The 16,005-nt window shown below is 67.0% G+C and carries 15 protein-coding genes and 2 tRNA genes; 3 read left to right on the top strand and 14 right to left on the bottom strand.

The annotated features are described in order from the left end of the window. Nucleotides 1-574: 574 nt before the first annotated feature. The 6 genes from JQX13_RS40305 to JQX13_RS40280 all read right to left on the bottom strand — a co-directional run bounded on the left by JQX13_RS40305 (nt 575) and on the right by JQX13_RS40280 (nt 7,333). The gene (locus JQX13_RS40305; protein ID WP_203404717.1) at nt 575-1,483 is read right to left on the bottom strand and encodes a GGDEF domain-containing protein; all 909 of its coding nucleotides are present in this window, start codon (nt 1,481-1,483) and stop codon (nt 575-577) included. A 123-nt stretch (nt 1,484-1,606) separates the two neighbouring features. After that, the gene (locus JQX13_RS40300) at nt 1,607-2,083 is read right to left on the bottom strand and encodes an SMI1/KNR4 family protein (protein ID WP_203404716.1); all 477 of its coding nucleotides are present in this window, start codon (nt 2,081-2,083) and stop codon (nt 1,607-1,609) included. Between the two features lie 2 nt (nt 2,084-2,085). After that, nucleotides 2,086-2,631 (bottom strand): hypothetical protein, encoded by a 546-nt coding sequence (locus tag JQX13_RS40295; protein WP_239014144.1) that lies wholly within the window; start codon nt 2,629-2,631, stop codon nt 2,086-2,088. A gap of 212 nt (nt 2,632-2,843) precedes the next feature. Continuing rightward, entirely contained in the window at nt 2,844-3,782 is a 939-nt protein-coding gene (locus tag JQX13_RS40290) for a DUF2381 family protein (protein ID WP_203404714.1), read from the bottom strand. Nucleotides 3,783-3,899: 117 nt separating this feature from the next. Then, nucleotides 3,900-5,735, bottom strand: a complete 1,836-nt coding sequence (locus tag JQX13_RS40285; protein WP_203404713.1) for a serine/threonine protein kinase — start codon at nt 5,733-5,735, stop codon at nt 3,900-3,902. A 248-nt stretch (nt 5,736-5,983) separates the two neighbouring features. Next, nucleotides 5,984-7,333: an IS1380 family transposase gene (locus JQX13_RS40280; protein WP_203404712.1), complete on the bottom strand. Its 1,350-nt coding sequence runs from the start codon at nt 7,331-7,333 to the stop codon at nt 5,984-5,986. 212 nt (nt 7,334-7,545) lie between these two features. Between JQX13_RS40280 and JQX13_RS40275 the strand changes: the two genes are divergently transcribed. The 3 genes from JQX13_RS40275 (at nt 7,546) to JQX13_RS40265 (ending at nt 9,958) form a co-directional block, all read left to right on the top strand. Next, the gene (locus JQX13_RS40275) at nt 7,546-8,340 is read left to right on the top strand and encodes a hypothetical protein (protein ID WP_203404711.1); all 795 of its coding nucleotides are present in this window, start codon (nt 7,546-7,548) and stop codon (nt 8,338-8,340) included. Nucleotides 8,341-8,462: 122 nt separating this feature from the next. Continuing rightward, on the top strand, nt 8,463-8,816 hold the full coding sequence (locus JQX13_RS40270; protein WP_239014143.1) for a helix-turn-helix domain-containing protein: 354 nt from the start codon (nt 8,463-8,465) through the stop codon (nt 8,814-8,816). 56 nt (nt 8,817-8,872) lie between these two features. After that, nucleotides 8,873-9,958, top strand: coding sequence for a tyrosine-type recombinase/integrase (locus JQX13_RS40265; RefSeq protein ID WP_239014142.1), 1,086 nt, complete (start codon nt 8,873-8,875; stop codon nt 9,956-9,958). 45 nt (nt 9,959-10,003) lie between these two features. On the opposite strand, the gene JQX13_RS40260 is transcribed toward JQX13_RS40265, so the two are convergent. From JQX13_RS40260 to infC, 8 genes are all read right to left on the bottom strand, one after another. After that, nucleotides 10,004-10,080, bottom strand: a tRNA-Asp gene (locus JQX13_RS40260). Nucleotides 10,081-10,154: 74 nt separating this feature from the next. Further along, nucleotides 10,155-10,231, bottom strand: a tRNA-Pro gene (locus tag JQX13_RS40255). 92 nt (nt 10,232-10,323) lie between these two features. Next, nucleotides 10,324-10,758, bottom strand: coding sequence for an integration host factor subunit alpha (locus JQX13_RS56610; protein ID WP_203404710.1), 435 nt, complete (start codon nt 10,756-10,758; stop codon nt 10,324-10,326). A 111-nt stretch (nt 10,759-10,869) separates the two neighbouring features. Next, a complete protein-coding gene (gene pheT, locus JQX13_RS40245) occupies nt 10,870-13,281 on the bottom strand; it encodes a phenylalanine--tRNA ligase subunit beta (RefSeq protein ID WP_203404709.1) in 2,412 nt (803 codons plus the stop codon). Beyond that, nucleotides 13,281-14,330, bottom strand: a complete 1,050-nt coding sequence (gene pheS / locus JQX13_RS40240) for a phenylalanine--tRNA ligase subunit alpha (RefSeq protein WP_203404708.1) — start codon at nt 14,328-14,330, stop codon at nt 13,281-13,283. Before pheS ends, pheT begins: the two co-directional genes overlap by 1 nt. A gap of 150 nt (nt 14,331-14,480) precedes the next feature. Continuing rightward, nucleotides 14,481-14,828 (bottom strand): 50S ribosomal protein L20, encoded by a 348-nt coding sequence (gene rplT, locus JQX13_RS40235; protein ID WP_203404707.1) that lies wholly within the window; start codon nt 14,826-14,828, stop codon nt 14,481-14,483. Nucleotides 14,829-14,918: 90 nt separating this feature from the next. Then, the gene (gene rpmI / locus JQX13_RS40230) at nt 14,919-15,128 is read right to left on the bottom strand and encodes a 50S ribosomal protein L35 (protein ID WP_203404706.1); all 210 of its coding nucleotides are present in this window, start codon (nt 15,126-15,128) and stop codon (nt 14,919-14,921) included. 100 nt (nt 15,129-15,228) lie between these two features. Beyond that, the gene (gene infC / locus JQX13_RS40225; protein ID WP_239014141.1) at nt 15,229-15,984 is read right to left on the bottom strand and encodes a translation initiation factor IF-3; all 756 of its coding nucleotides are present in this window, start codon (nt 15,982-15,984) and stop codon (nt 15,229-15,231) included. Nucleotides 15,985-16,005 lie beyond the last annotated feature (21 nt).

The following is a 16,005-nucleotide window of genomic DNA, read 5'->3' as shown; positions in this document are numbered from 1 at the left end:
GGCAGGGTCCGTCCGCTCTTGTGGGAGTCTGAGCACGGCTCCCGGAGGGAGTCTGGATCTACGCTTGAGGGTTGGACAAAGTCCCACAGGGCGAAGGACGCGGCCATCAGTCTGCTGGACACGGCGGGCGCCCAGTTTCCTGGAGACGGGCTCCGCGACGCAGGGAATGACAGGCGGGTGAGAAAAGACGAAGGGCCCGGAACCTTGCGATTCCGGGCCCTTCTATTGGCGAGGAGTACGGGACTTGAACCCGTGGACGAGGGGGGCCCTAAACCCGCGACGGCACACGCCTTTCGAGGAATCGCGAGTGAATCCGGGCACTTCGAGTCCACGGGCCAGTCCCCGGCTGTCCCACCTGTTCCTCGGAGTCCCCTCCCGCCCTGGAGACATTTTGGAGACGGAAACAGGGGCGTTGGGTTGGGAGGGGTGAGTGACGGGGTCCAGGCGAGAGTACGGGCAGCATGGGTTGGTGTGTACTCCAAGGGTACTTCCCACCCCATGCTGACTCGGGCGGCTCCATTGCACGGGCCGTGCGGATGGGCGCACTCCCTGCTCACTCGACCCCCGGGTGTCGTCAGACTTCGATGACCACCGGTTTCGCCTCGTCTTCAACCCTCAGAGCGCAGCACCTGCGTCCATCCCCGAGCTTGGAGGCGGCCTTGGCCTCCTTCTGAAGGTGGTCAGCACGCACTTTCTCCTCATGGGGCTTTGCTTGTGGGCTGGTTATCGTCACCAACCCACAAGCCGACGACAGCTTCCGAGGCTCCCCCTTCACGCTGATCGCCTCTCCGGCGAGCGACACCAAAACTGAGCGCATGCGCTGCCGAGCCTCCACCAGCGGCGTCCCGGGCATGATGACCACCACTTCGTCGCCGCCCACGCGGTAGGCGTCTCCCGCGCCCGAGACCCCCTTCTCCACCGCATGGAAGAATGTCTTGATGGCGTCGTCACCTGTGGCGTGGTCGCCGTCCTCGTTGAAGGCCTTGAGGCCGTTCATGTCGAGGTAGGCGAGAGAAACAGGCGCCTCGGGGCTGCTGTTCAGGATGGCCATCGCCAGATCACGCTCAACGTGCCGTCCGTCGAAGAGGATGCCGAACATCTCCCGTTGGCGCGTCGCCTTCAGCTGGTCCTGAAGCTCGTAGAGACGCAAGCGCCCCATGTGCCCCATCTCCAAGGGTACTTCGCTGCCGCCCAGAAGAGACTCGATGAGATGTGCCCTCTCATAGCGCTCCTGGTTCTCCAAGGTCGCGGCAAGCGATTCGTGGAGCGGCCTGGGGTACTTGACCGAATAAAGCGTTGTCCGGCTGTCCGGTCCATTGAGCATCCCGCGCAGGATGAGCGATAGGACCATCTGTCGTTCCCTGCTTTGTTCAACAACACCCAAGACGCCGCGAGGGTAGCTCACGGTGACTGTGCGGCTCTGCTCAAGCCGAGCGAGGAACTGCATCTCCTGAAAGCGGGCGTCGTTCGTGTAGTCAGGCACGTCGGTCCTCCATCCTCTTGGGGCATAGCAGGCTGTGGCCCCGCAGCCGAGGCCAGACTCTTGTCTACTCAACAACCCCGGAGGCGACATCTACCCTCCGGTGGGGCTCGGAGTCAGCCGGGCTCAATCGTTCAGCCAGTAGGCTTGGCCCTCACGCAGGGCCCGCTCCAAGAAGTCCGAGAAGGAACTGGCGATCTGGTCACAATACTTTGGGTCCGGCCACGCCTCGTGCCAGCCGTCGATGACGGGGTAGCGGCCATTCTCCTGCCGGGCCACATCCACCAACAGGTAGTTGCCATCCTGCACGTCGCAGATGGCCCACATCGAAGCAGGGCCGTGAGCGTCGTCATCGTTCTTCTTCCCGAAGATGGCGACCCGCGCCCGGACGATCTTCGACAGGGGAAGGATGCGGTAGGGGGCATCCGGCAGCCGCTTGAACAGCTCCGCCCCGTTGCAGTGCAGGTAGAAGGCCCGGAGGTCAGGGTCCAGCCGCCAGCCCACCCGCTGCTCGAACTCCTCGATCTCCTCGGGTGTGGCGGGGGGATGGGGGAAGTGCGCACGGGAGACCTCTTCGAGCAAGCTGCTAAGGGGCGTGGCCATCGTCAGTTGTCCGTGTAGGGCAAGTCGGGGCCCACTGTATTCCAGGGAGATTTGCCGTCGTAGCAAGCGGGGTACTGCTCGTTGAAGACCTCGTGAACATCAGGCTCGGCGGGGATGATGTTGTTGGGGTCAACCGGATCCCCCCCGTGCTTGAGATCCCGGACGTGGTGCCCTGGCCAGGACACGTCACCTTTCTCCGGCCACGTTCCGAACTTCTCGCTCCAACCCCGCCGGAAGGACTCCCTCTTCCCCTCCCACTTCTTGCGAGCGGCGCGTGTGTCCTCCTTCGACAGCTCGGTGTAGTTGCAGCAGCAGTGATAGATGCCGTAGCGGCTTCCGGCCTTCACAGGGACGGGCAAGACGACGAGGCTTCCCTCCCAGTCGAACTTGAGATCGGCCAGCCACATGCAGCCCTTGAGCTTGTAGCTCGCGCCGCACTCCGTCTGGCACTGGTTCATGAACTCCCGGCGGCACTGCCAGGGACCGTAGAAGAGGGTCGTCTTCATCCGTCCGCCCGGCACGTTCAACCAGGGGAGTTCCTTCTTCACGGCGGGTTTGGCCCCCGGTGAGGGTGAAGGACCAGATCCGCCCGTTCCAGGGCCGTCCGCTCTCTGGGTTGTCGCACATCCGGAGAGGAGCACCACCAGCACCACCGTTCCGGCCAGCTTCATGGGAATTCCCCGTGGTGATGGCCACCCCTGATGGGTTGCCAGTCCGAGGGAATACCCGATGAGTCTGACATACGCCGAAGCGCCAGGGGTCAGGGGAAGGTCACGTTGCCGATGGTGACGAGCCGCATCCCGCTCTCGTCCCACAGCTTCAAGGTGAAGGGGCCTTGGGCTTCCCGGGCCGTCAGCTCGAAGTCCACCACGACCACACCCGGCTCCTTTGGGTTCGGCGGGACGGGCGAGGGCTGCCAGCCCACCTTCATCGGCTTGGGCTCTTGGCCCTTGCTCACCAGCGCCGCATCCGCGAACGCCCAGGGCTGCGTGCCCGGGTTCACCAGCTCCACGGCCACGGCCACCCGCACCACGTTCTCCTCGCGTGTGGTGCCGCGGTAGCTGAGGACACGGCGAATAGCGAGGGCGTTACTCGCGGGCCGGGTGATGCCCTTCGTAATGTCCTCGGCCTTCACGCCCTGGTCGTCCACCATCAATCCGCTGGCGATCAGTCCCGTGAGGCCGCTCGGCCCCTTCTCCAGCCGCATCCGCTCCAGTTCCAGGCCGAGCTGCTGGGACTTCTTGCGCTCCTCTTGGGTTTCCTTCTGGTAGTCCTCGACGGTGCGCTTGTGGCGGAACACGTTTACCTGTCGTGTCCCGAGCGCGGGGTGTCCCACCAGCATGAAGGTGGCGCTCGTCGGGGCCGCACCATCCGCGAAGCGTACCGTCACCTTGAACCGCTCCCCGGTCTGGAGGTCCGCCGGGGGATGGAGGGTGAAGCTCCGCGTCCCTGGGGCCACGTCCTCGAAACGCTCGCGCTCTTGCAGTTCCAGCGAGCCCGGCACCAGCAGCGAATCGAAGCGGAAGGTGATGGGCAGCTCCGGGCTGATGCACACCTCCTGCACCTTGCCGGTGGGCTCCGCTGGCAGCTCCACGCGGGACGGTGACGCCTCACAGTCCGGGAGACGCGGCTGGGCGATGGCGCTGGCCCCCGCGAGGAGCACCAGCGCCACGAGGGCGGCGGGGGACAAGACGGACACGGGGCGGGGACCTCACGCAAGGGGGAAGAGACCGGAGACGTGGCCTCTACCACACCTTCCCCCCTGGTAGTGCGTGGGCCGCGTCCAGCTTGCAGCCCACCAACCGCTAGGATGCTCCTACTCGAAGCGATCCACCGCCTTCACGGCTACGAGGGAGAAGACCTTGGCGGTGTTCGCTCCCCCGTCCGGCTCCATCTCGGCACCGCGCCCCTTCTCCCATATCTCCAGGCAGACCTTGTACGTGTCCCCCGTGGGCGTCTTGGCTTCGGTGAACCGGCCATAGACGCGACCTTCCCCGAAGTAGAGGCGTCCGTGGAGGATGGTCCCCCCCGGCAGTTTTCCCCACGTGCGGCTGGTCTCCACCGAGGTGAAGCCCTCGCGCACGGAGACGGGCTGGGGCTGGAGGCCCACATGGGGGAAGTCCACGTCAACCTTGTTCCCAATGTCGATGCCGAGCGTGTCGGTCATGGTCTTGACGGCGCCTGTTGGGCACGCCTCGGCCTCGGGGCCTGGACGTACCTGGGCACCGGGACAGGCCATGTTGGCGGCAGCGGCGGCGCCGACACACCACTTGGCCACGGGAGAAAGGGCCCCCTTCTGCTTCGTGTCCCCCTGGGGGCTGGGGGCCTGCTGCTTCTTCAAGGCGTCGTCCTTGGGTCGCGTCACCAGCGAGGCGACGACCGCAGGGGTTTGCTTCGCCGGGGGCGGAGCTGCGGCCTGTTCAGCTTCCGGCGGCGGCCACGAGGGCGCCACTTCCTGACCGAGAAGAGACTTCAACGTCTGGGAGGGGGAGGACAACGCCACGGGTGGGGGCGCGGGCTTCCACCGCTGCGCGAGCCACCACCCCACCAGGGCCGCGCCCACCAGCACGGCCATCCACACCAACGCACGCCGAAACGCATGGAGCGCCATGGCCTGCATGGGCACGTCCGCCACCGTTGCCGGAGTCGGTGTCGCCGGGGTGGGCTCCACGGGTGGCGCGGCTGCCTCGGGCTTCTCCTTCCGTGCTGCGGCTACCCGGCGCCCTCTCCTCGGTAGACGGGGACCGTCATGCAGGGGCACCCGCCAGGAAGCATCCGCACGGGCCAGCAGGTGCGTCAGCTCCTTCCCCAGCTCCAGGACGTTCGGGTAACGCTTCTCCGGCTTCTTCTCCAACAGCTTCATGCACAGGTCACTCACCACCTGCGGCACGTTGGGGTTGACGATGTGCGGCGGCAGGGGCTCCTTGTTGATGACTGCATTCACCGATGCCTCGTCATCCCACGCCACCTCGAAGGGGAAACGACGGGTGAGCAGCCGGTAGAGCACCACGCCCAGGGCGTATTGGTCGTCCGCCTTCCCGGGCCGGTAGGTGACTTTCCGCTCGTTCCAGTGCTCCAGGCCGAAGCGCCACGCCTCGGGGCTGCGGTAGTTGGGCGTACCCGGGGGGAACATGCCCTCGGTGATGGTGGCCTGTCCCTCACGCTTGGCGGCCCCGAAGTCCAACAGCACCGGCTCCCCGTCGCTGTCGCGCACGATGATGTTGGCCTCCTTCACGTCGCGGTGGACGACGTTCTCGTCATGCACCACGGCCAGCCCCCGCGCCACACCCACCATCTTGCCCACCACGGCCAGCGTGTCGGGGTTCTCTTCCCAGGCCCACACGTCGAGCGTGCGGCCCTCGACGTAGAGCATCTTCAAGCAGAAGAACTCGGGCAGCACGGGCGGCCAGTAGCTGAAGCCCACCTGCCGCACGAGGTTCTTGTGCTGGAAGTACATGGCGAGGGTGCCCTCGCGCTCGGCCCACTGCTTGGCCCGGTGGAGCGGGACGAACTTGAGGGCCAACAGGGTGCCAGACAGCTTGTCCCGTGCCCGGTACACGGTGCCGTAGCCCCCTCTATCCACCAGCTCTTCGATGATCGCGCCGTTGACGCTCGTGCCGGGCAGCAGGTCCGGCATGTCCCGCTCGTTCATGGCGCCCACGCTAGCCCGGATTATTCACCAGGGCCTGGCGAGAAGCCGCGAAGGGGCCGTGCGCAGACCCAGGGGGCACGATCTGACTCGTTGCCCCCATCTGTCAGGTGAGCGGAATTCAGGTTGGCAAAGGGGCGTGAAACCCGTGGGGTTGGATGCCAGTGACTCGCGCGCAGCACCAGACGCACCTCGGCCGTGTCGGCCAGGTGGTCGAAGCAGGAGCAGCGGGGTGTGCACCGCGAGTCAGCTCACGAGGGCACCCAGCTCAGCGAGCCGGCCAGGGCCATGAAGACGGCAGCCAGCGGGAAGGACGTCGGCAAGCGCACCCACAGCCGACGCGCCGAGCGTGTCACGTGGGCCGCCACCTTCAACAGGCTCAGCCGCAGCGTGTCCATCTGCACCGTGGCCAGGGCGGGAGCCTGTCGGCCCGCCTCGGTGCGCAGCGCATGCATCAACACGTAGGCCGCCGCGTGAAGCAGCAAGCGCAGGAAGTTGGCCCAGAAGCTGGAGCAACTCAGCCGGTCGGCCAGCAGGGCGTTCTTCAAGTCCTTTATGTAATTCTCGCACTGCCCGCGCTCGCAGTAGGCGTCGTAGAGCAGCTCGGGCGGGAAGCCTTGCAGCGAGGTGACGACGAAGCGCGGGTTTTCACCCTTGGCGCTCACCTCGGCCTTCATCACCACGTGGCGCTCGTGGGGCCAGGACTCGGCGGCGTAAGAGAAGGCGCCGAAGTGGCGCACGTAGGGGCGGCCCTGAGCGTACTGCTCGTTGGCGGCGGCCATGACAGCCTCGCCCCTGCGCTGGAGGACGGGATTGCGCGCCAGTCCCAGCAGGTAGTCGATGTCGCCCAGCTGCTCGTTGAGCTCCTCGAGCATTCGCATGACGCGCGGCATGGCGAAGCCCGAGTCGCCGCGCACCACCACCCGTACGTTGGGGAAGCGCTGCTTGAGAGCGACAATCAGCCGGCGCAGCACTCCGGCGGCTCCTCGTGCGGCATGGGCGGTGCCCGGCCTCAAAATGGCGGTGACGAGCTGGCCCGTGGTGCCGTCGAACACCAGCAGCGGATGGTACATGTGGGTGTCGTAGAAGCCGTGGAAGAGCGAGAGCTGCTGCTGGCCGTGCGTGGGGTCGTCCGTGCTGTCGATGTCGAGCACCACCACCTCGGGGGGCGAGGTGAAGGAGTCGAGGTAATGCTGCTCCAGGACGCCCAGCAGCTTGCGCACGCTGCGCCCGTCCACGGCGTTCTCCAGGCGGCAGAGCGTGGGCTGCGAGGACAGGGGCGAGCCGCTGTGCGGCATCAGGTCGCATGCCACCTGGAGGGCCGGGTCATGACGCAGGGCGTGCGCGTCGTTGCAGTCTTCGTAGCCCAGGGCCATCTGGTAGACGCGCTGGCGCACCTGCTCCAGACGCGAGTGCACCACCCGCGCCGGGTCGCGTGCGTCAGGAATGCAGGCGGCCAGCTTCTGCGTGAGCCCCAAACGCTCGTCCATCAGCCTCAGCAACAGCGCTCCCCCATCGCTGGAGGTGTGGGGCGCGTCGCACGTGAGCTGAACCGGAAGAGTGGGGTGGAAGTGGAGGACGGCTGGAGTACAGTGCGTCATACGGGCGGGCGCTTCCGAGTCGGCCTGAGTTCTGGATAAACCCAAGCTAAATCAGGGCGTTACGCCCGCAACCGCCCTCCTTCTCCTCTACCCTGGTGAATAATCCGGGCTAGGGTTCGCGACCCGAAAGACCGTCCTTCCTCGGCGGCTTGCCCCCCTTTCAACCCGAGGACCGCCGCGCCTGCCAGTGGCGCATGAGGAGGCGGATGCACATGGGTACTCCCCGTCCGGGCATGGGCCCCGTGCCCAGGAATCCCAAGCACCGGTTCAAGGGCCCGCAGGACGCCATGCAGTTGCTTCGCAGGCGGCGCACCAGGGAACAGATCGTCAAACTCGCCCGGAATTCCGAGTTGGCCATCTGCTTGGCGAAGACGTTCGCCTGGGTGAATCGCCACGAGGAGGCGCTGCTCTCGGAGGACTACTTGCGAGCGTTTCCCAAGTTGCCGAAGGGAGTGTGCGGCATTGATTCCAGCCAGCTCACGCCCCTGCTGGCCCCCCAGGCGCACCTCCTCGCTCAAGGGCTGGAGGTCGTCACGGCCTACTCCCACTTCCTCCAGGCGGGCGAGCAGCTCCGGGCCACCGTCAAGCGCTTCTACGAACAGCACCCGTGGGCTCGGGAGCACACGAGGCTCTGGCAGAGCGAGCAGCGGCTGTTCTGCGCATTCTCCCAGCTCGCGGTGGAGGCTGAGGGCATGGGACCCAAGCTCTCGCCGCAGGAGATGGAGGCGCTGGCGCTCGTGGTGGGCATCCGATTCCCGCGTGAGGAGTTCGAGCAGGACCCCAAGTCCAACAAGCAGCGCAAGGCCGCCTGGAAGAGCATGATGCGAGAGGTAGAAGAGAGTGGCGTGCTGCCGCTTCTTCGGACCATCGCCGCCGAGCACCTTCCACTCGGGCAAGAGGCCGTGCCGCCTGCGACTCCAGCCATGCAGCAGTCGGTCGTCTCGCCGCCGAGCACTCCACCGGAGGCCGCCGAGCATTCCGTAGGGGATGGGGGGGATAAGAAGTAGGTCGGAGCGCATGGAGTCCTCCCGCTCCCCCTCACCCAGCGCCACGTCCACCATGTGCCTCGTCTTCACGAGGTTCAGATGCGGGACGTGATTCAGTTGAGCAGTGATGGCGGGAGGCCACCGTGTCCAGCGTAGAGGCCGGGCTGCGTGAGTTCATCCGCGCCCTGGTGCGAGAGGAGCTGGCCGCGCTCCACGGGGATGCAACTCACCGCGAGCTGGTGCAGGTGCAGGCGAGTCCTCCGAGCAGCACCACGCCAGAGGGCCAGGACCAGCCCCCGCTCGACAAGGCCGTCTACACCGCCGAGGAGGTGGCCCGCCTTCTCGGGTGCAGCCCCAAGGCCGTGTACGCGAAGGTCTCGCGGGGCCAGCTTCCTGGCGCGTTCCGCGTGGGCCGCTCACTGCGGTTTCGCGGGAGCGAGCTGTTACCGTTCATTCTCGAAGGGCGTGTGCCGTCGCCGAGGAGGTCTCGGCGATGAGCGTGAAGGTCAGGGAGTACAAGAAGCGCGGCAAGAGCGGATGGTAGGTGGACATCATGTTCAAGTGGCCCGATGGCGAGCTGTACCGCGAGCGCGTGAAGGCTCCGGTGGGCTCCAAGTCGGGCGAGAAGGCGTGGGGTGAGCAGCGGCAGGCCGAGCTGCTCGCGCGAGGCCGCAAGGCCATGGACGTGGAGAAGAAGAAGGAAGTGCCGACGTTGAAGGAGTTCGCCCCCAGGTTCATCGACGGGGACGCCAGGGCCAATCGGCAGAAGCCCAGCACCATCACCAGCAAGGAGTCCCTGTTGCGGCTCTACCTGCTGCCGCGCTTCGGTGAGCGGCGGCTGGACGAGGTGACGAACGAGGACATCCAGCACCTCAAGGCGGAGCTGCGTGACCTGTCCACCAAGACGGTGAACAACGTCCTCACGGTGTTCAACCGGCTGTTGAAGGTGGCCGTGGAGTGGGGCGTGCTCGACAAGATGCCCGCGACCATCAAGCTGTTGAAGGCGCCCAAGCCCACCATGGCCTTCTACGACTTCGCGGAGTACGAGCGGCTGGTGGAGGCGGCGGGCAAGTTGGACTGGCGCATTCAGCTCATGGTGCTCCTCGGGGGCGATGCTGGGCTGCGCAGCGGGGAGATCATCGCGCTGGAGTGGCCGGACATCGACTTCCGCCGGGGCCAACTCCACATCCGGCAGGCCGAGTGGCGAGGTCACGTCACCGTGCCCAAGGGCGGACGCGACCGCCGGGTGCCGATGACGAAGCGGCTGGCGGCGTTGTTGGCGGCCAACCGTCACCTGCGAGGGGCCCGGGTGCTCTACCGCGACGACGGCGAGCCCGTGGCCAGGGCCACCGTCTCCCGCTGGATGAAGAAGGCACAGACACGGGCCGGGCTGCCGGTCACCGGGGCGCTGCACATCCTCCGGCATACCTTCTGCTCACGGCTGGCGATGCGCGGGGCTCCCGCCAAGGCCATCCAAGAGCTGGCGGGCCACGAGAGTCTCACCACCACGCAGAGGTACATGCACCTCACCCCGGCGGCGAAGGACGCAGCCATCAGCCTGCTCGACGCAGCGGACCCCCAGCATTCTGGAGACATGCTGGAGACGGGCTCCGCGACGCAGGGAATGGCAGGCGGGTGAGAAAAGACGAAGGGCCCGGAACCTTGCGATTCCGGGCCCTTCTCTTGGCGAGGAGTACGGGACTTGAACCCGTGGCCTCCGGCGTGACAGGCCGGCGTTCTAACCAACTGAACTAACTCCCCACATCACTTCCCCTCTGGAAGGGAGAAGTGAAGGCCCTGGAGTCCACCGCAAAGTGAAACTCCAGGGCCTTCGATGGTCGGGGCGACTGGATTTGAACCAGCGACCACTTGCACCCCAAGCAAGTGCGCTACCAGGCTGCGCTACGCCCCGATGTGTGTCCCGCCGGCGTCGGCGAGATGGGCTGCCTTATGCCTTCACCTGCCCCATGGGTCAAGTACGAGATCGAGCAGCCCTTCAAAAACTCATTCGGCCTTCGCCTTCATTCCGCCCACGGAAGCCTTGTACTCCGGGAGCTCCTCCAGCTCCTCGTCCAGATCCTCGGGATCCAGACCCGCGGCCTCGGCCGCGTCGGCGGCGGCCTCCTCCGCGGCATCCAGCTCGGAGTGGTTCTCCGGAATCTGCTCGCCGTTGAGCGCGGCCTTCAGCACCGCGCTCGGCCGGAAGGTCAGCACCCGACGCGCCGAGATCTCGATCTCCTTGCCGGTCTGCGGATTGCGGCCCACGCGCGCCTTCTTCTGGCGCACCTGGAAGTTGCCGAACCCCGAGATCTTGATCTTGTCCCCGCGCTCGAGCGTTTCCTTGAAGGTGTCGAAGACGAGCTCGACGATCTCCGCCGACTCCTTCTTGGAGAAGCCGACCTTCTCGTAGACCCCTTCGATGATGTCCGCCTTGGTCATGCGAGTACCTTCGCGCCCCTCTCTGCGGTGAACCCGGCGGACTGTGACAGCCTTCCCTGACAGCTGTCAACCCACCGGTTTCACTCAGGTTTTCCCCTTGGAGCCTCTCACTCAGGTCCGGAGGGCTCCGCCCAGTCGCTGGTTGACCTCGGAGATGATGCGCTGGTGGGCGGCGCTCACTTCCGCGTCGGTGAGGGTGCGCTCGGGCGAGCGGTAGCGGATGGCGTAGGCCAGGTTCTTGCTTCCCTCGGGGATGGGCTTGCCGGTGTAGACGTCGAAGATGAGGGCGTCCTCCACCAGGGGGCCACCGACCTCCAGGATGACGCGGCGGACCTCGTCGTTCTGGAGCTCCAGGGGCACCACCACGGCCAGGTCCCGGAGCACGGCGGGGAAGCGAGGCAGCCCTCCCCAGGCGGGAACCAGCCGGGCGGCCGAGTACAGGGGCGCCGTGTCCACCTCGAAGGCGAAGACGTCCCGAGGCAGCTCCAGGGCCTTGCTCACGCGAGGGTGCAGCTCGCCCACGTAGCCCAGCACCGTGCCGTCGGACAGCTCCACCCGGGCGCAGGCGCGGGGGTGGTAGGACGGAGCCTCGGAGGCGACGAAGCGGACGCCTTCCACATGGAGTGCGTGCAGCACGGCCTCCAGGGCGCCCTTGGCGTCATAGAAGTCCGCCCGGGCCTCCTTCTGGGTCCAGGTCCGCCCACCGCGCAGACCCCACACGAGGCCCGCGAGCCGGGGTACCTCGCGCGCGGCCGGACGCTGGCCCCGGCCACCCTCCGGATCCCGGAAGTAGGCCCGACCCATCTCGTACACGGCGACGGTGTCCACCTGATGACGCACGCTGCGGGAGAGGTTCTCCAGCAGGCCCGGCAACAGGCTGGTGCGCATCACCGACTGCTCCATGCTGAGCGGGTTGAGCAGCGCCACCGGCTTCTCCGTCCCTCCCAGCACCTCCAGCGTGCGCGGCGGAACGAAGGAGTAGTTCACCACCTCACTCAGGCCCAGGCCGGCCAGGGCCTGGCGGGCGCGACGCTCGGCCTCGGCGGCGGCCGGCTCGGGACCCAGCTCGGCGATGCCACGCGGCAACCGGGCGGGGATGTTGTCGTAGCCGTAGACGCGGGCCAACTCCTCCATGAGGTCCTCCTCGCGCTCCACGTCCACGCGAGCCCGAGGCACCTCGAAGGTGGTCTGCCCACTCCCCTCCTCCACCGACTTGAAGCCCAGGGTACCGAGGATGCGCCGGCACTCGGACTCGGGGATGGCCACGCCCAGCACCTTCTCCACGCGGCCGTAGCGCAGCGTCACCCGGCGCTGCGTCTGGGGCTGCGGGTACACGTCCACCCGGCCCGGAGCCACCGTGCCCCCCGCCAGCTCGGCGATGAGGGCCGCGGCGCGATCCACCGCGGGGATGACGGCGTCGAGGTCCGCGCCGCGCTCGAAGCGGTGCGAGGCCTCGGTGTGCAGGCCATGGCGCTTGGACGAGCGGCGGATGCTCGAGGGCTGGAAGTGGGCGGACTCGATCACCACGCGCGTCGTGCCCGCGCTCACCTCGCTGTCCGCGCCGCCCATCACGCCGGCCAGGGCCTGGGCCCGGTCACGGTCGCAGATGAGCAGATCCTCGGGCTCCAGCGCCCGCTCCTTGCCGTCGAGCGTGGTCATCTTCTCGCCCGGCTTCGCGGTGCGGACGATGATCTCCTGGCCCGAGACCTTGTCCAGGTCGAAGGCGTGCAGCGGCTGGCCGTACTCGAGGAGGACGAAGTTGGTGACGTCCACCACGTTGCTGATGGGGCGCACGCCACAGGCCTTGAGCCGATCCTGCAGCCACTGGGGCGAGGGACCGATCTTCACGTTCTCCACGACGCGGGCCGCGTAGCGCGGGCAGCGCGCCGCGTCCTCGATGCGCACCTTCACCTTCTCGGAGGTGGTGGAGCCGGACTCGGCGAGCTTCGGCTGGGGCGGACGCAGGGTGCCCCCGGTGGCCACCGCCACCTCCCGGGCCACGCCCAGGTGCGACAGGGCATCCGGCCGGTTGGGGGTGACGTTCACCTCCAGCACCACGTCATCCAACCCGAGCGCCTCGGCGATGGGCGTGCCGGGCTTCAGGTCCTGCGGGAGGATGAGCAGGCCGGAGGACTCCTCGGACAGGCCCAGCTCCTTGGCCGAGCAGAGCATGCCGAAGCTGTCCACGCCGCGCAGGGGCGCCTGCTTGATCTCCACGCCATTGGGCAGCTTCGTGCCGATGGTGGCCAGCGGCACCTTGTCGCCGACCTTGAAGTTCTTGGCGCCGCAGACGATCTGGAGCGGCTCCGGGCCACCCAGGTCCACCTTGGTGACGGACAGCTTGTCCGCGTTGGGGTGCTGCACGGACTCCTTGATCTGCGCCACCACCACGCCGCGCAGCCCCTCGCCGGGGCGCTCGAGGCCTTCAATCTCCAGACCCACGGCGGTCAGCTTGCGTGCCAGCTCCTCCACACTGGCCGGCAGCGCCACGTAGTCTCCGAGCCACTTGACCGAGATCTTCATCAGAACTGCTCCAGGAAGCGCGCGTCGTTCTCGAACATCATCCGCAGGTCATCGATGCGGTAGCGCAGCATGGCGATGCGCTCCACGCCCATGCCGAACGCGTACCCGGTGACCTGGGTGGAGTCGTAACCGCTGTACTTGAAGACGTTGGGGTGCACCATGCCGCTGCCGAGCACCTCCAACCAGCCGGTCTGCTTGCACACGCGGCAGCCCTTGCCGCCGCACGAGGTGCAGGAGATGTCCACCTCGGCCGAGGGCTCGGTGAAGGGGAAGAAGGACGGGCGGAAGCGCGTGCGCGTGTCCGAGCCGAAGAAGGCCTTCACGAAGGCGTCCAGGGTGCCCTTGAGTTCGGCGAAGCTGACGTCCTTGTCCACCAGCAGGCCCTCCACCTGGTGGAACATGGGCGTGTGGGTGATGTCCGAGTCGCGCCGGTAGACGCGGCCGGGCATGACGGCGCGCAGGGGTGGCTGGCGGTTGAGCATGAAGCGCACCTGCACCGGGGACGTGTGCGTGCGCAGCAGCACCGGGCTGTCCGCCTTCTGCGCGTGGCCGAGCGAGGCGTCGTCCACGTAGAAGGTGTCCTGCATGTCGCGCGCGGGGTGATCCTTCGGGAGGTTGAGCGCCTCGAAGTTGAAGTAGTCGAGCTCGATCTCCGGCCCGTGGGCCACCTCGAAGCCGAGCCGCTGGAAGGTGCGGACGATCTCCTCCATCGTCCGGGACACCGGGTGGCGGCTGCCGGGGGTGATGGCGCGGCCGGGCAGCGTCACGTCCAGCTTGGGGCCGCGCAGCTCGGCCTCCATCGCCGCCTCCTCCACGCGCTGGACGGCGTCGGCCAGGAGCTTCTCGATCTCGGCCTTGACCTGGTTGGCCACCTCGCCGAGGGCGCGGCGCTCGTCGGGGGGCAGCTTGCCCATTCCACCGAGGACACCGGACAACTCCCCCTTCTTGCCGAGGTAACGGATTCGGAGCGCCTCCACCGCGGACGGCTCCGAGGCGACGGAGATCTCCCGCCGCGCCGCGTCCGCGAGCGCTTGCAAGCGGTCTCGCATTGACTTCGCCTCCCACCCCGGCCGTGCCGGGGCAAAAAAAAGGGCCGCCCGAAGGGGCAGCCCGCTTTCAAACCCACGAGTGGCAACGGCCTTCCAGGAAGACCGCGGCCACCCGCTCTCGATGCCGGCCTGTGCGGCCGGCCGTCATTCTCAGGCCGCCTTCGCGATGTTGGCGACAGCGGCAAAACCGGCGGGATCCGCCACGGCCATGTCGGCCAGGACCTTGCGATCCAGGGCGATCTTGTTCTTGGCCAGACCGGCGATCAGGCGGGAGTAGGACAGGCCCACGGTGCGGGCGGCCGCGTTGATGCGGACGATCCACAGGGAGCGGAAGTTGCGCTTCCGCGCGGCGCGGTCGCGGGTGGCGTAATCCAGCGCGCGCTCCACGGCCTGGTTGGCCCGCTTGTAGCAGTTCTTGCGACGGCCACGGTAACCCTTGGCCAGCTTCAGAATCCGATTACGACGGCGACGAGCCTTGAAACCCTTCTTGACGCGCATTGCTGACTCCTAACTACGGTGAGGTGTTCGAAAACCCCCGGCGCATTGGCTCATCGCCACACCGACAGGGCCCTCTGTACTGCGTCCTGCTTAGTTCGCCCCGAAGGGGAAGAGCTCCTTGATCACCTTCTTGGCGTCCATGTCCTTCAGGTGCCCGGTGCCGCGGTGCTCGCGCTTGAGCTTCTGGGACTTGGCGTGGGTGAAGAGGTGCTTGCCGAAGGCCTTGGCGAACTTCACCTTGCCGGACTTCTTCACCTGGAAGCGCTTCTTGGCGCCGCTACGGGTCTTCAACTTGGGCATGTTGCGGTTCCTTCCTTCAACTACCAATCCGCCGCAGCGAATCGCCGTCAGCGTCTGTCAAGGGCCGTCGGCTTTGCAGCAATCCGACGGCCGGGTCCAACTATTTCGCGCCCCCGGACTGGGACGCCGGAGCGGCCGCCGCGGGAGCAGGCACGGGGGCCTGAGCCACTGCCTGATCCTCGGCCTTGCCGCCTGCCGCGGGAGCCTCGGACTTCTTGCCACCCTCGGACTTGCCCTCCGCCTTCTCCGCCGCCGCCGCCTGCTGCCGGGCAAGCTCGCGCGCCCTCGCCGCCACCTTCGGGTTCGGGGCGATGATCATGAACATCTGCCGCCCTTCCATCCGCGGCATCTGCTCCACCACCGCCACGTCCTTCAAATCCTTGATGACGTCGTCCAGGATGGCCGAGCCCAGCTCCTTGTGCGTGATCTCCCGGCCACGGAACATGATCGTGACCTTGGCCTTGTTCCCCTCCTCGAGGAAGCGGCGCACGTTGCGAACCTTGAACTCGTAGTCATGCTCCTCCGTCTTCGGGCGGAGCTTGATTTCCTTCAGGTGGACGACGACCTGCTTCTTCTTCGCTTCCGAGGCCCGCTTCTTCTCCTCGTACTTGAACTTGCCGTAGTCCATGATCTTGCAGACCGGCGGCTTGGCCATGGGGTTGACCTCGACGAGGTCCATCCCCGCGGACTGAGCACGCTCCAGGGCTGCTTCGATCGGCAGGACTCCGAGCTGCTCGCCTTCCGGCCCTACGACGCGGACTTCCCGAGCACGGATGCGGCGATTCGTTCTTTGGTCGCGAGCGATGTGAAAGCCCTCCAGCAGTGGGAGTAGGTACTCCCCTCGGAAGACGGGCAAGATACTTGCCAGCCTCCCGGA

The sequence above is a fragment of the Archangium violaceum genome, from assembly GCF_016859125.1.
Taxonomy (GTDB): domain Bacteria; phylum Myxococcota; class Myxococcia; order Myxococcales; family Myxococcaceae; genus Archangium; species Archangium violaceum_A.
Note: the sequence above shows the minus strand (reverse complement) of the source record. Positions and strands in the feature narration are given on the sequence as shown.

Coding starts and splice junctions, on each gene's coding strand:
- JQX13_RS40300 (WP_203404716.1), bottom strand. CDS start 2,083: ATGGCCACGCCCCTTAGCAGCTTGCTCGAAGAGGTCTCCCGTGCGCAC.
- JQX13_RS40285 (WP_203404713.1), bottom strand. CDS start 5,735: ATGAACGAGCGGGACATGCCGGACCTGCTGCCCGGCACGAGCGTCAAC.
- JQX13_RS40280 (WP_203404712.1), bottom strand. CDS start 7,333: ATGACGCACTGTACTCCAGCCGTCCTCCACTTCCACCCCACTCTTCCG.
- JQX13_RS40275 (WP_203404711.1), top strand. CDS start 7,546: ATGGGTACTCCCCGTCCGGGCATGGGCCCCGTGCCCAGGAATCCCAAG.
- JQX13_RS40265 (WP_239014142.1), top strand. CDS start 8,873: ATGTTCAAGTGGCCCGATGGCGAGCTGTACCGCGAGCGCGTGAAGGCT.
- JQX13_RS56610 (WP_203404710.1), bottom strand. CDS start 10,758: ATGACCAAGGCGGACATCATCGAAGGGGTCTACGAGAAGGTCGGCTTC.
- pheT (WP_203404709.1), bottom strand. CDS start 13,281: ATGAAGATCTCGGTCAAGTGGCTCGGAGACTACGTGGCGCTGCCGGCC.
- pheS (WP_203404708.1), bottom strand. CDS start 14,330: ATGCGAGACCGCTTGCAAGCGCTCGCGGACGCGGCGCGGCGGGAGATC.
- rplT (WP_203404707.1), bottom strand. CDS start 14,828: ATGCGCGTCAAGAAGGGTTTCAAGGCTCGTCGCCGTCGTAATCGGATT.
- rpmI (WP_203404706.1), bottom strand. CDS start 15,128: ATGCCCAAGTTGAAGACCCGTAGCGGCGCCAAGAAGCGCTTCCAGGTG.